Source organism: Pedobacter chitinilyticus (assembly GCF_003313385.1).
Classification (GTDB): Bacteria; Bacteroidota; Bacteroidia; order Sphingobacteriales; family Sphingobacteriaceae; genus Pedobacter; species Pedobacter chitinilyticus.
This window is the reverse complement of record NZ_QMHN01000004.1, coordinates 2,531-17,812: the sequence shown is the minus strand read 5'-3', so window position 1 is coordinate 17,812 and position 15,282 is coordinate 2,531. Positions and strand designations below refer to the sequence as shown.

Here is a 15,282-nt window from a genome sequence, read left to right as displayed (position 1 = left end):
TGTTTACCTATTAATAACCTGAGCGATAGTGATAGCCATATTCGTTTACCAATCGACCTTCATGATCTTCGACATACTTTAACCGATTGAAGTTATCGTAGATGTACCTAGTCCTTCTTCCCCTGGGATCTTTAATGCTTGAAATCCCAATAGAAGGGTCATAAGTGTAAGTGGTAATTAAGGCGTTTGGCAAGTCGCTCCTTAGCAAAGCGTCGTCAAAAACAGGAGCCGAAGTGCCCGCATGTGCCTGCAATGACGTTCCATATCTGGAGTATAATGCATACTCTAATTCTCCAATGTTTACATTCCTAATTTCTGCTACTGGATATCGGTGATTGTAGCTCCATAAATAGAATATACTATTAGCACCGAAAGGTGTATACTGAAGTAGGTTGCCCTTCGAATCGTACATGTTATACGTGCCGATGATCCTTTCCAAACCTTGAGTCGTGGCTGTTGTTCTTGAAGGGAGCAGAAGAGATCCAAATGCATTATATTCAGTTTTATTCCTTTTCAGTTCCTGATTAGTACCTGTGCGTTCAATCGTTTCTACTACTGGAGCAATGATATGCCTGTCCACAAGTTGCTGGTAAACATTACTACCAGAGGCAAAGTCCTTAGGATACTTTAATTCGGTGACCTTAATCTTCCCAGTTCCGTCGGCGTTATCTGACAATGTGATCTTCGTAACCTGATTATCATCGTTATGCTCAAAACTTTCCGTACGTACAATTTGGCCCGAAGGCGTAAATAAACTATCTGTTTTGGAGATTAAAATGTCCGTACCTGTTTCTATTTCATAGGCCATCCAATCAAAATAGGAGCTTACATGAGTATAGTCATTTCGTGTTACATGAAGATCTATATCATTGTATTGCGGATAAGTAGGTACTTCACCACTTGAAATATAGAAGCGCTGATTGACCTTAAGGCCATAATAGTTGTTACTATCAACTTTTTTATATTTATAGGTTTCTTTTTTAAGTAGCTGTCCCAGTTCGTCAAAATAGGCAGTAGATTTTAAAGTAGGTTTTTGTCCATCGTAGGTTCGCATGATTCCTTTCCTCTTATTATAATTATCTACCGTGGGATATGCAAAACCTCCGGCCCCCAAAAATGCCCCGTCGTAAAATCCCAATTGCGGAAATGATGGAAGATTATACTCTACACTTCTTTTGCCGTTGTATTTGTTGCCAGCTAGATCATATTGCAACACATCTACATTTCTATAATAAGTGTTGTATTCCGAAAGATTGTAGTCACCCACTGGATTCATTGAAAAAGTTCGATTACAACTGATTCTCCCAATCCATTTATCTGCCTCTAAATACCAAGGCTCAAAAGCGACACCAAAACTGAACTTTTCATGATTGATTGAGTAGGATTCGCTCGAAAAGGCGTTATGGTCTAATTTAAAACTGGAGACACCATTACTATACCTAAACTCTGAAATGACGGGCGTACTTGCTGGATCAGGGGAAGATATAATTTTTTTTATCCTAAGCCCGCCCCCCTTACCAAAAACAGTTTGATGCGTTTCATAAACATATTCTGTATTACCTCCTGTAGGAAAATGAATTTTCTCGAGTGAATAACTCATGACATTGTCCTCGTCTACTGAACGATCGGCACTATGAACATCAATACCAGAATATCGAATGGTTGACTTATTATTTGCTACCGTCCATGATTGATCATCTCCATAGGTTCTGTTCCAAACAAACTCTTCATCCAAAAACTCTTGGTGAAGTATAGGCCTTGCATCTGCTGGAAAACCTTGTTTAAAATTATAGTTATTCCATTGATCAGGATATGGATTACTAATATTAGAAGGAGGAGTATAGTAATCCAGATTATAGGTGTTTCCTAAAGTATTTACTGCATTTAAATAAATATGTGAGGCAGTTGTTTTATAAAGTTCAAGGGTATTAACTGTAGATGGATAAACATAATTAAATAGTTCAATCTCATTGATGACTTTATGGGAAAGCTTATCGGTAACAATAATTTTCTTTAAGATATGCCCCATATCCAAAAGGACGCCTCTTTCAAATTTAACTAGAAGGTTTTCTGTTTCGATTTCATCCAAGAATAATAGCACTTCATATTTAGGCCCACCGCTATATATATTACTTATTGTCCAACCGTCTGTATGAAATGGTAAATTACCACTCCCGCCCCAACTGGTTGCACTCAAAGTGTAGAAAGGGGCATCACTAACGGTTACGCCACTTCTGTTTTCTTTAAACCTCTGGTTAACTGTCCAGATTCTTTTGTACCTAAAATGCACTGTTTCATTCGAAGGTGTTTTGATCTCCCTCAACACCCAAGTGGTTTCATGAAAGGTGGTTACCTCTTTCTCAAAAAGCTCCATCCCATTATCAGTACCACCAATAAAATATTCAATTCCGTTGGCATCGGTAATTTTACACTGTTGTCGCTGGATTTCTACCTTATCCCGCTTATCATCCATTAACGCCACTTGCATGGTAGGACGATCCTTGATGATAAAACTTCCACTCGTGCTAGGCAGCATGTATTGAAATTTATCGTATTGGCCGTCACCATACATGGCATCGCTAACCCCATTTGGCATTCCTGCAAAAACCCCTTTCGGATAGACATCCAAAGGTCTATCAGGATCAAAACTTAAAAAATAAAGAAAGTTATCCTTTCTTCGAGGATCGGTGTGGATGTTCATATCCTCTTGCTTTTTGACACTTTGGTAGTATTGAGCAGGGTACTGTGTGTTAACAGGCGCAAAATCGTCAGCGCCTCTTACACTCCTCGTCAATCTATAACCGCCAGCTCCGATTGACCATCCAGCACCGATATCTCCATCATACTGCATATATTTTATTCCAGAAGCATGGTAGGAAAGGTTTATGGGAATGGTAAGGTCTTTCATTTTGATCTCATACAATGGTATTTCAATCTTAGGGAGTCCATTATATTCTGTAACTTCGTGGTTAAGATAGTTCTCGAAGATCTGCGATTGTGGAGAGGAAGGTATAATCTTCGGTCGCTGGAGGTTCTCCTGAGTATTCGGTTGTTGCGCTTGGGCATAATGAAGCCCAAAGGTTATCATAAGTGATAATACCAACTTTTTTTTCATGTACATTTTTCTACGTTCCATAAATATTTTCAGCTAGCAAACTGCCTCCTAGAAACTACCTTATACCTAATCTTATACTAGCTAACCCAAAAGACAAGCCGCTAGCCATCCACATTATTACCGTCCTATCGTACACAACGAACCAATGTTATGTAAAAGAAGGAAAGCTGCAAGAATTTAATAAGATGAGAAGGATTGTAATTCCAAGACAAGCATGTTTGGGTGTATAGGAATTAGCTAGTTTAAAAATGACCCAATATAGATGGATAATTTCCACTGATTTTCAGAAAGAGTCTGAGAACTTGAGCGCCCCTAATGACGGACATAAGGTTAGATTTCATATTTCGATTTATTAATTTAGTTAGTGCAAATCTATTAAGTAAGTACTATTCGACGGGTTCATTTTTGTACAGAAATGGTTTGAATTTGTACAAAAACGGCAAGGACATAAAGCTAGAGCAAGAAATGATCCCCCACCGTAGCGCAAGTATTAGTATCAAAATAGATTGCTTCGTTCCTCGCAATGACGATGGAGCGGCTGTCATTGCTGTAAAGGTTTAATAATTAGGTAACAGAATTATTAAACCTTTACAATTGCGAGGTACAGTTTGTCCCGACTATTCGGGAAAGCAATCTTAAAGCGACAAGATCAAGCTTTCTACTTATAAATCCTATGGTATAAATCTCATGAGCCTTGTAAGATATTTAATCTATAACACTCAAGCAACCCTATCATAAAACAAGCTCCAACATTTCTGCTGAAGCTTGTTTATCTTTTGTGCTTATAAAGCTTTAATCCCTATTTAGGCGACCCTATTTTAACCCTTAAGTAAAGCTCAAAGCTACCATTGGTGTAGCTGCTTAACTGCGAAGTGTTAGAAGTATAAAGACCGCTAATCAGGTATTTCTTTTTATAATCCATCCCAAAACCAAAGGTGGCATTTTTAGAACTGTGGTACATTGCCGAAAGTAGGATCTGTTGATTAACGACCGCCAGCTGTGCGCCCGCATCCCAAATACTATCGTAGCCCGATATGGCTCTGTAGGCCACTAAAGGTTCTACAATTTCGCCATTGGTATTGGCGCTTAATGGGATTTTATAGCTCACCGAAGAGAAGAATCTTGCCACGTCTGCATACCTCGTATTATTGCCTCTGAACAATTTATTCAAATTTGGCAAAGCAGCATTAATGGTTAATCTTTGGTTGGTATAAGCTACGCCAAAATCGCCATCAAGATAAGATTCACGCTCGTTGTACATCCTCGATTGAGGGTCGTTAGGATTCCCTATAATGTCCGATGTATTTAAGTTCTGGTTGGCTACTCCTAAGGAAACCCCAAAGTGAAGATTGCTTACCTCGTTTAAGGGCAAGTGATAGGCAAAGCTGCCCGTCACTTTGGTTTGACGTTGTAAACCTGTTTTATCGTTTACAAAGTTTAAGCCTAAACCTACTTTATTGAAGCCATGATCAACCGTTACGGCTTGCGTAATGGGTGCCCCTGGAATGTTGTTCCAAAGGCTACGATAACCGAAGTTAAGGTTGGTCACGTGCTCAATCCCTGCAAAGGCTGGATTGAGCTGGTAACGGTTATTGAAGTACTGCGACGACAATGGATCAAGTTGTGCTTTAGCTGTGATAGATAAGGTAATAATGCTCACCAAAGCTAAAATCTTATGTCTTTTCATTTTTTACAAAATTAGTTTGTGTTACAATTATTTATCCTCACGTACAATGGTGATAAAACCTCTTCTTTTTGCTTTACCAGGACCGAAGTCAATGATATAGAAGTAAGTTCCTTCGGCTAATGGTGCTCCGTTTACGGTAGCATTCCAGCTGTTGTCGTAAGCTTTTTTGCTGTACAACACGCGTCCCGCTTTGTCAAAGATCTTCACTTCGTTGTTTGGATATTGATCGATATTCTCAACCACCCATGTATCATTGATACCATCGCCATTTGGTGTAAGGATGTTCGTTGCTTTAATGGCTTCGTAGTCATCTCTAACTTCAATGGTAATGGTCTTCACATCGCTACAACCTGTTGCATTGGTAGCCGTTACCGTATAGGTAGTGGTTACGCTAGGTCTAACGGTAAGTGAAGCGGTATTTTGTCCACTGATAATACCAGCAGCATTTGCCCATGTGTATGAAGTACCTCCTGTAGCGGTAAGTACCGTTGTCTCGCCTTTACTTAATGATGCGCCTTTGCTTGAAACAATGCTCACTACTGGTAGTGGATTAACGGTTAATGTACCGTTTTGGTAAGTAAATGCATAGTTGGTTGCAGTACCTCCAGTAATACTAATTGGATAAGTATTGGCCACTGAATTGGCATTAGCCGTAGTGGTCATTGCTGGTGCGGTACTTACTGCACTAGCGGTTTCTCCATTTACAAAACCTGTGTAGGTGATGGTAAAGCTTGGGTTGGCTTGTCCAAAGCAACGTGCTTTATCATCAGCTTTAGCGGTTAACGTTGCCTTGTTTACGGTTAAAGTACCGTTTACATAGTTTGGCTGGTAGTTAGCCGAAGCATAACCTGCTGGGGTAATCACATAGGTGCCTGCATTGATGGCTCCTTGTGCGGTACCCGTATAGGTTAATGTACCTGTTAAGCTGTTTGCCGCGTTGTCGCTGCCTACAAAACCACTGTAAGTTACGCCGTTGCCACCGTTAAATGCTAAACCGTTATAGGTTTTGCTGGTGTTGGTTGCAATTACGTCAAGTGGTTTTTTGGTGATGGTTAAGTTAGCGCCTACATAGGTAATTACATAGTTACTGCTTAGGGCTAAACTGTTTCTGTTGATGGCATAGGTGCCTACGGCCTCACCAGTTACACGGCTAAGTGTGCCTGTAAAGCTATCGCCACTTACCAAGGCAGGGCTAACGGTATAGGTCAAGGCTGGATCAGCACTGCCATATACTTTGCTCTTCGCATCCGCAGTTACGGTAACGGCTTTAACGCCTATTACAATATCTCCAGCTGCATAGGTAATGGTGTAGTTGCTAGCGGTAAAGGTACCTCCAACAGCAGCGCTAGGCGTTACTTTTGCGGTGTAAGTTCCTATCGGATCGTTAGCTGCAGCACCTGTGCCATAAGCTAAGCTTACGGTACCTACAGTTTCTGCGTTTTTCAATCCAGTAGCAACAAAAGCTGTCGACCCTGTGGCCGCTGTTAATACATCGCCATAAGTTTTATTTACTGGGTTTGCAGTAACGGTAAGCGGTGCAGCAGTAACTGTACTTGCTACGGTGGCTTTGTTCACGTTAACGGCATCGGTACTGGTGAGTACAATATTACCACTGTATGAACCTACTGCGGTGGTATTTTTTAACCTTAGGTAAACTGGTGTGCTGGCCATCATGCCCGCCGCACCAATGGTTACGGTATTGGTAAAGGTGGTGTTGTTTGCACTTACCTCAAAGCCAGCTGGTGGGGTTACCAAAATGCCCGCTTTCATGTTCACGCCAGAAACTGCAAATGGTGTACTTGTTGATGCTGTTCCGTAAACGGTATTCAAGGCATTTAGGGTACCTGTTGCGGTAATGGTTGGCACCGTAATTACGGTAAAGGTATTGGTGTTGCTATACACACTTGGATTACCTGCCGCATCAGTAGTTAATGCTTTTAAGGTATGTGTACCGTCTAACAAGGCAGTAGTTAAGGTGTAAGTCCAATTACCGCTAGGATCAACAGGAATGCTCGTGCTCACTGTTGCGGCGTCAATTTGTAAACTTACTGTCGAACCAATTTCGGCCGTACCATTAATCGCTGGAAGACCAGTATAAACAGTGGCGCCATCGGCTACTGCCGCAATAACCGGTGCTGCAGGTGCAATACCATCAATCACGATGCTTTTATTGGCACCTAGTGAACCTGCTGCTCCAGGAGCAGGTAGGGTTAAAGTGGCACTATTATTTAAAGCATCCTTGATGGTTCCGCCAGCCAATGCTAAAGCAGTGGTACTGGTGTAATCAAGATCTGCAGTTTGGTTGCCTGAAGCAACGGTGTATTTAAATACTAATGATGAAGTGCCAGTACCTGAGTTATACACCGCATTAGCGCCAGCATTTAAGGCCAATTGTGGTGTTCCAGTTACCGTTACCGGCATGTGGAAGTTCACCTGAACGTCGATCACATCCCCTATTTTATAAGTACCATTGGCAGTGCTTGCGGTAACGCCCGAAACACCTGCTGGTTGGGTAATGGTGAAGTTTTTGGTGATGGAACAACCATTGGCATCGGTAATGGTTACGGTATAGTTACCCGCAACCAATCCTGTAGCTGTTGCCGCTGTACCTCCAGATGGTGCCCATGAATAAGTATAACCTGGTGTACCACCTGCTGCCACCACCGAAGCACTACCATTAGCCGCACCAAAGGCAGTAGCATTGATTTGGCTTTGTGTTGCCGTAATGGCTGTTGGCTGCGTTAAAGTTAAGTTTCTGGTAGTAGTACAGCCATTGGCATCGGTAACGGTTACCGAGTATGCTCCAGCCGCTAAGCCGCTAATAGAAGAACTTGTCGCTCCTGTTGACCATAGATAAGTATATGGAGTCGTACCGCCAGATGGAACAATCGAAGCCGATCCAGTTGAGCCACCGTTACAAGCAATATTGGTTTGCGAATAAGTTGCTGCCAACACAGGCGGCTGGGTAATCGTAAAGTTTTTAGTGATAGTACATCCATTGGCATCCGTAATAAGCACTGAGTAATTACCTACTGTCAATCCGCTTGCCGTAGCTGCGGTACCACCAGATGGAGACCATAAATAGGTGTAAGCACCAGTACCACCGCTTACGGTTACACTAGCCGAACCTGTAGCCGAACCATTGCATAGTACATTGGTTTGACTTTGTGTTGCAGTAATTGCCGTTGGTTGGGTAATGGTAAACGACTGAGTGGTTTGGCAATTGTTCGCATCTTTTATGGTTACCGTGTAGGTTCCAGCTAACAGGCCTGATGCCGTTGCCGCTGTACCGCCACTTGGTGCCCACGAATAAGTGTAAGTACCTGTACCGCCAGTTACGCTTACGGTTGCTGAGCCATTAGCACCACCGTTACATGATACATTAGTTTGCCCGCCAGCATTAGCGACTAAAGCTGATGGCTGGGTAATGGTAAACGATCGTGTGGTGCTACATAAGTTGGCATCGGTTACCGTTACCGTATAAGTGCCCGAAGCTAAGCCCGTAGCAGTTGCCGCTGTACCGCCACTTGGAGCCCATGAATAAGTATATGGTCCAGTTCCTCCTGTTGTGATTACTTGAGCTGTACCGTTAGCACCACCATTACATGATACGTTGTTGACCGTTCCAGCAGTAGTTGCCAAGGCAGGTGGCTGGGTAATGGTAAAGGTTCTGGTAGTGGTACAAGCATTGGCATCGGTTATCGTTACCGTATAAGTGCCCGCAACTAAACCCGTAGCCGTTGCTGCTGTACCGCCTGATGGTGCCCATGAATAGGTATATGGTCCTGTAGCACCTGTTACATTCACTGTAGCAGCGCCTGTGGCACTGCCGTTACAAGCAATGTTAGTTTGCGAGGTGGTAATTGCAAATGCAGGTGGTTGGGTAATGGTAAAAGTTTGTGTTTTTGTGCACGCATTAGCATCGGTTACCGTTACGGTATAAGTGCCCGCAACTAAACCAGTAGCCGTTGCTGCCGTACCGCCTGATGGTGCCCATGAATAGGTATAACCTGGTGTACCGCCTGTAGCAGCAACCGTAGCAGAGCCCGTAGCCCCACCATTACATGCAATATTGGTTTGTGCAACTGGACTAACAACCAATGCTGATGGTTGCGTAATGGTAAAAGTTTGTGTTTTTGTGCAAGCATTGGCATCGGTTACCGTTACGGTATAGGTACCCGCAGCTAAACCTGTAGCTGTAGCATTGGTACCGCCACTTGGTGCCCATGAGTAGGTATAGGCAGGCGTACCGCCCGTTGCGATTACCTGTGCTGTACCGTTAGCGCCACCGTTACATGATACGTTGTTTTGCGTACCTGCAGTTACTACCAATGCTGGTGGCTGAGTGATGGTAAAGGTTTGTGTTTTGCTACATGAGTTCGCGTCGGTAACAGTAACGGTATAAGTACCCGCAACTAAGCCAGTAGCCGTTGCTGCTGTACCGCCTGATGGCGCCCATGAATAAGTGTAAGGTCCTGTGCCACCTGTAGCAGCAACCATGGCTGAACCCGTAGCTCCGCCATTACATGCAATATTGGTTTGTGAAACGGGGTTAACGACTAAGGCTGGTGGTTCGGTAATGTTAAAAGTTCTGGTGATTGAGCACGCATTGGCATCCGTAATGGTAACGGTATAAGTACCAGCCGTTAAACCTGTGGCCGTTGCTGCGGTACCTCCTGCTGGTGCCCATGAGTAGGTATAGCCTGGAGTACCACCTGTTGCGGTAACAGAAGCTGAGCCTGTAGCACCACCATTACAGGCGATATTGGTTTGACTTGTAGCACTAGTGCTTAATGCCGAGGCTGGCTGGCCAATGGTAAAACTACGTGTAACTTGGCAAGCATTCGCATCAGTTACCGTTACCGTATAGGATCCCGCAGATAAACCTGTTGCCGTTGCCGCTGTACCACCGCTTGGAGACCATGAATAAGTATAGCCTGGCGTACCACCTGTTGGCGCTACGGTAGCTACCCCATTAGAACCACCATTACAGCTTACATCGGTTTTGCTACCCGAGGCAAGACTAAGTGCCGTAGGCTGGGTAATGGTAAAAGATTTGTTACCAGTACAACCTTTGGCATCGGTTACGGTGACGGTATACACACCGACAGATAAACCTGTGGCTGTAGCATTGGTACCGCCGCTTGGGGCCCATGAATAAGTATAAGGCGCTGTTCCACCAGTAGGGGTTACCGTAGCTGTGCCGTTAGATCCACCATTGCAGCTTACATCGGTTTTGCTGCCCGCAGTGGTATTCAGTGCCGTAGGCTGCGTAATGGTAAAGGACTTGGTGTTCACACAAGCATTCGCATCGGTTACCGTTACCGTATAGGTACCTACGGATAAGCCTGTTGCTGTGGCGGCTGTACCACCACTTGGTGCCCACGAATAAGTATAAGGAGGTGTTCCTCCAGTAGGAGCTACCGTAGCTGTTCCGTTAGATCCGCCATTGCAGCTTACATCGGTTTTGCTGCCCCCAGTGGTATTCAGTGCCGTAGGCTGCGTAATGGTAAAAGTTCTGGTGATGGTACAAGCATTGGCATCTGTGATGGTAACGGTGTAAGTACCAGCTGTTAAACCTGTGGCCGTTGCTGCGGTACCTCCCGCTGGTGCCCATGAGTAGGTATAGCCCGGTGTACCGCCAGTTGGGGTAACTGAAGCTGAACCTGTAGCCCCGCCATTACAGGCAATATTGGTTTGACTTGTAGAACTAGTGCTTAATGCCGTAGGCTGGGTAATGGTGAAGTTACGGGTAACTTGGCAATTATTGTTATCAGTTACTGTTACCGTATAGACACCTACAGATAAACCTGTTGCTGTAGCATTGGTTCCACCGCTTGGTGCCCATGAATAAGTGTAAGGAGGTGTTCCGCCTGTTGGTGCTACTGTAGCAGTTCCGTTGCTACCACCGTTACAGCTTACAGTAGTAAAGCCGCCACCGCTGGCTGCAGATAGTGCTGAAGCAGGTTGATTAATGGTAATTGTTTTTGTAATCTGGCAGCCAATTGCATCAGTAATGGTTACGGTATAAGTTCCCGCAGTAAGTCCTGTAGCAATACTACCCGTACCGCCACTTGGGGACCATGAATAGGTATATCCGCCAATTCCTCCAGATGGAGAAACAGCAGCCGATCCAGTACCTCCGTAGCACAACGCATCATTTTTGGCGGTTGAGGCGGTAATATTGCTCGTTGTTAGGGTTGCTACATTGGAATTTGTAAAACAGCTTGCTACGCCGTTCATCGCTACCAAGCGATAAGTATATCCATTCATTCCTGCAGTTGCGCCAGTAATGGTCAAGGTAGTGGTGGTCGCATTTGAATATACACCACCATTTGAGATATCGGTGAATCCAGATCCTGTATTCACTTGCCATTTATAAGCAGTAGCTCCCGTTGCACTTCCTGTAAAAGTAGTATTGCCATTTACACAAATGGATCTGTTGGGCGGGTTGCCTGTAATAACTGGTGCAGTACAAGTTGGAGCATCCTGAAATACAAAATTATCGATTGCAAAATAATCATAATTGCTACTCAATTGAATCTCAAGCTGGTCTATTATTACACCAGTATTATTTGTACCACCTTCAGTAGCAAAGTTGATAGGAATGAAGCCATTACCTGGAAGACCAAAACCAATATTGGTTCCGTTAGTAGTTTTAACCACAGTAAATTGTGTCACTCCTCCCAATTTCCCGATAAAAGTAACTGATCCAGGTTGCCCATTAACGGTAACATTCGGACTCTGAGTCGCATCACCGGTAAGGTAGATCCATAAATTATTAACCTTAAACGTACCTGTTGCATCAGTAATGGTGCCCGTTTGGCCCATAGATTGACCTCCAGTTCCATCAGCAACCTGAATAAACCTGTTCGAGGCATTATAGCCTAAACCAGCAAAGTTTACAACGGTAAAGCTAAGATAGCTACTGGTTAAATTAAAGGTTTTAGTACCATTTGTAAAGGTAGCCCCTGTGGGGCTGGCCTCAAAAGTTTCTGTTGTTTGTGCCTTTGCCCAATTAGGCAATACTAAAGCAGCTATTAATAGCAACAAACACGAGAAAAATTTTTTAAAGTAAAATTTCTGCATAAATATGGGTTTAGTTTGTATTCTTAGGAAATAGTAAGGAGATGTTTAAACACCAAACGAGTGGCATAAAAAAGTAGGTGAGCCCAATTAATTTGTAGCTTTTGGGATATAATTCAATCGGAAAATTTGTAGCTTTTAAATGCCGTACGACAGCCCATAACAGTCCATAGAAACAGAACTTTTCAGTTTTTTGGAGTGCGAGAGCGTACATGTCAAGAGCTAATAGTTGTAACAAAGATATAGATATCGTGAACAAAAGCAAATTTTTAACAACTTTTTGTAATAAAAACCAATTTGATTCGTTCACGTCGCCTGCATGAAGCAAACAACATTTCACAGCTTAATTTTAATGCGGCTAAATCACATTTTAAAGACCAAGCGACCCTAAAATGAAAGCTGTTATTCATGGCTATACTTGGCACATAAGCTAAAAATCTTTGTAACCAGGCACACAGCGTAAAGAATAATTTAGTGATCAAAACATGAGATTTAGATAGCCTTTTTAAGATAGACTCTTGAAAATCGTTTGAAGACCTCGTTTAAGTAAAATAATTACTAAAAATAATAAATTGATGCTGCCCGTATAACCAATTTTACTATTTACAGCGTTCGAAAAGTATAAGACACCTTCTTCGTTTTAAGATTAGTAATGTTAGCTAAGTCGTAGATCGCTTTAGGAAAAGAGTCCTTTTTAAAGTAAAGTTTCCTAAACATGCCATTTCAATGGAAAGCATACATCAAAAAAGCCCCGCACATGCGGGGCTTCATAGTTTTATCAAGTGGGAAATTACTTCGCTCTACTTAAAAAGGTTGATCTTTAAATTCACTTCGAAACTACCATTGGTCTGGCCTGCCAGCGACGCGGTATTAGAGGTGTATAGTCCCAATAGACTGAAGGCCTTCGACAACTTGGCGCTCAGACCAAAAGAAGTGCTCTTGGTGCTATGGTACATCGCCATCAAACCGATCTTATCTTCTACAAAGGTAAAGTTTGCACCCACATCCACAATGTTGTCAAAACCACGTACTTCACGGAAGGCCACTTTCGGCTCCAATCCAACACCTTCACTCTCCGACAGACGTATCTTGTAGCTCGCAGCTGCAAAGAATCTTGCCTCGTTCACCACCCGGTCCCCGTCTTTGCTTAAACCTAGGCTATTTCTTAGGTTGGGCATCGCCGCTTGCAAACTAAATTTACCGCTGGTATAGGCCACACCAAAATCCCCGTCAACATATTGCTGACGCTCGTTGAAGGCTCTCGCCGTAGGATCGCTCGGATCACCGTCCATTAGCCCTTGGTCTACCAGCTCGTCCATAAAACCTAGCGAAACACCAAAGCTCAACCTGTCGCCCTTGCTGTTAAGCGGCAAATGGTAAGCATAGCTACCCATTACCCTGGTACGCTTAAAAAGGCCTGTCTGATCATTGTATACATTTAGTCCTATTCCCGCCTTTGGTGTCATGGCATAAGAACCTGTTAATACCTGCACCTTAGGCGATCCTGGCACCGTACTCCATTGCTGGCGATAGCCAAGGTCAACTTCTAGGCCTTGTCCTATCCCCGCAAAGGCTGGGTTGTTCAGGTACTGATTATGGTAATACATAGCACCCAATGGTGCCAATTGTGCACTAGCTGTACCGCACACCATGCCCGATACTAGCAATGCCATCATATATCTTTTCATTTTCATGAGCTTATCCATTTTTGTGTTCATCCTACCCTCCTTAGTCCCTTACAATTGATACGAAACCTTTTTTCTTGAACTTGCCACCATCGAAATCGATGATGTAATAGTAGGTGCCTTTTGCCAGTGGCGAACCATTGTAGGTACCATCCCAAGTGTTATCATAACTCTTTTTGCTGTACACAACCCTTCCAGCAACATCGTAGATCTTGATCTCATGGTTAGGGTACACATCGATGTTACGTATAATCAGGTAATCATTTTTACCATCACCATTCGGAGTAAGGATGTTTGTACCTGAAATCAATGCGTAATCATCCAATACTGTAATGGTAATGCTTTTGGTTTCACTGCAACCATTTGCATTAGTTCCCGTAACCGTATAGGTAGTGGTTTGTTTAGGTCTAACCTGTAAGGTTGCTGTACCAGCCCCGCTTAGGATGCTGTTGTCAGCAGCCCAATTGTAAGTAACCGCACCTATAGCATTTAAGGATACCACCTCACCTTTACTAACTTCTACCCCCTTATTACTGCTGATGCTCAATACAGGCAAGGCATTCACGGTAATTACAAAAGTACGGCTGTAGGTATCTACCCCACCATTAGCAATGCCACCATTATCTTTAACCGTAACGGTAACCGTAGCCGTGCCCACTACACCAGTTTTAACTTGATAAACCAAGGTTCCTGTAGCACCGCTACCAGACACCGTCAATGCATCAAACAAACCTGCATTGCTGCTGCTTACTGATAAACTGGTCGTTTGACTAGTTTCAGGACCTGCACTGATGCCTGTTAAGGCTACATTCTGTGAAGTTCTCGTATAACATATCGTTTGATTAGCTACAGCAGCCAAAGTAGGCACTTCATTCACATCCGTTAAATTAATGGTGAACACTCTATCCAATGAGAATCCATATTGTGTGGTGCTCCTCACCCTAACACTATAAGTTGCCTTGGTTTCATAATCCAGAATGGCAGCAGTATTTAATGAAGTTCCCGAAACGGCAAACAAAGCATTATCGGTATCACCCGTTCCAGCAACCAGGCTATAAGTAAAGGTTGCCGCAGGATCATCAGAAGTACTGCTCAGCGTTCCAGCAGTGGTTCCTGCAGGCCTGTTTTCTAACAAGGTCACAGCAGCTAAGCTCACACTAGTTGGTGCTCCTGGTTTAACTGTTAACACTCCATTAGTATAAGTAATCGTATAATTCGCCGCTGCTGCACCGCTTACAGTAATCGGATAAGTACCAATCGGACTAGTAGTTACTGCTGTAGTACTAATACTTACAGGTGTAGTCAATACACTCGAAGTCTCAGCATTTACAAATCCATTATAAGTAATGGTTAAGGCAGGGTTAACCGTACCTACAAACTTCTCTTTGTTATCTGCGATAACAGTTAGCGCTTTTCTATTTACGGTTAAAGCGTTGTTCACATAGCTGATACTATAGTTGCCCAATCCCGTACCTGTTGCTGTTGATACGATAATCGGATAGGTAGAACCTGCAACCGTAGCGGTAGCTACTGCCCCCGTACTGCTCAGGGTTACGCTGGTGATGGCATCGCCATTGATCAGTCCTGCCGAGGTAAATTCGGTACCCGCAAAGGTCACCGCATCCCCATAGGTCTTGGTCCTGGCAGAGGCCGTAACGGTCAACGCTTTCTGAGTTACCGTCAAAGTACCATTTGGATTGGTCACCGTA

Annotated in this window: 5 protein-coding genes; all 5 read right to left on the bottom strand. The window is 43.5% G+C overall.

Annotation, left to right across the window (positions count from 1 at the left end):
* Nucleotides 1–10: 10 nt before the first annotated feature.
* Complete coding sequence (locus DUT70_RS12845; protein WP_113647758.1) at nucleotides 11–3,136, bottom strand: RHS repeat domain-containing protein; 3,126 nt, start codon at nucleotides 3,134–3,136, stop codon at nucleotides 11–13.
* Nucleotides 3,137–3,914: 778 nt separating this feature from the next.
* A complete protein-coding gene (locus tag DUT70_RS12835) occupies nucleotides 3,915–4,802 on the bottom strand; it encodes a PorP/SprF family type IX secretion system membrane protein (RefSeq protein ID WP_113647756.1) in 888 nt (295 codons plus the stop codon).
* A gap of 27 nt (nucleotides 4,803–4,829) precedes the next feature.
* Nucleotides 4,830–11,891 carry an MBG domain-containing protein gene (locus DUT70_RS12830; RefSeq protein WP_113647755.1) on the bottom strand — a complete coding sequence of 2,354 codons (7,062 nt, stop codon included), beginning with the start codon at nucleotides 11,889–11,891 and terminating at the stop codon, nucleotides 4,830–4,832.
* Between the two features lie 797 nt (nucleotides 11,892–12,688).
* Nucleotides 12,689–13,576 (bottom strand): PorP/SprF family type IX secretion system membrane protein, encoded by an 888-nt coding sequence (locus tag DUT70_RS12820; protein WP_240432105.1) that lies wholly within the window; start codon nucleotides 13,574–13,576, stop codon nucleotides 12,689–12,691.
* Nucleotides 13,577–13,616: 40 nt separating this feature from the next.
* On the bottom strand, nucleotides 13,617–15,282 hold a 1,666-nt coding region (locus DUT70_RS12815; protein WP_113647753.1), incomplete at its 5' end, for an MBG domain-containing protein.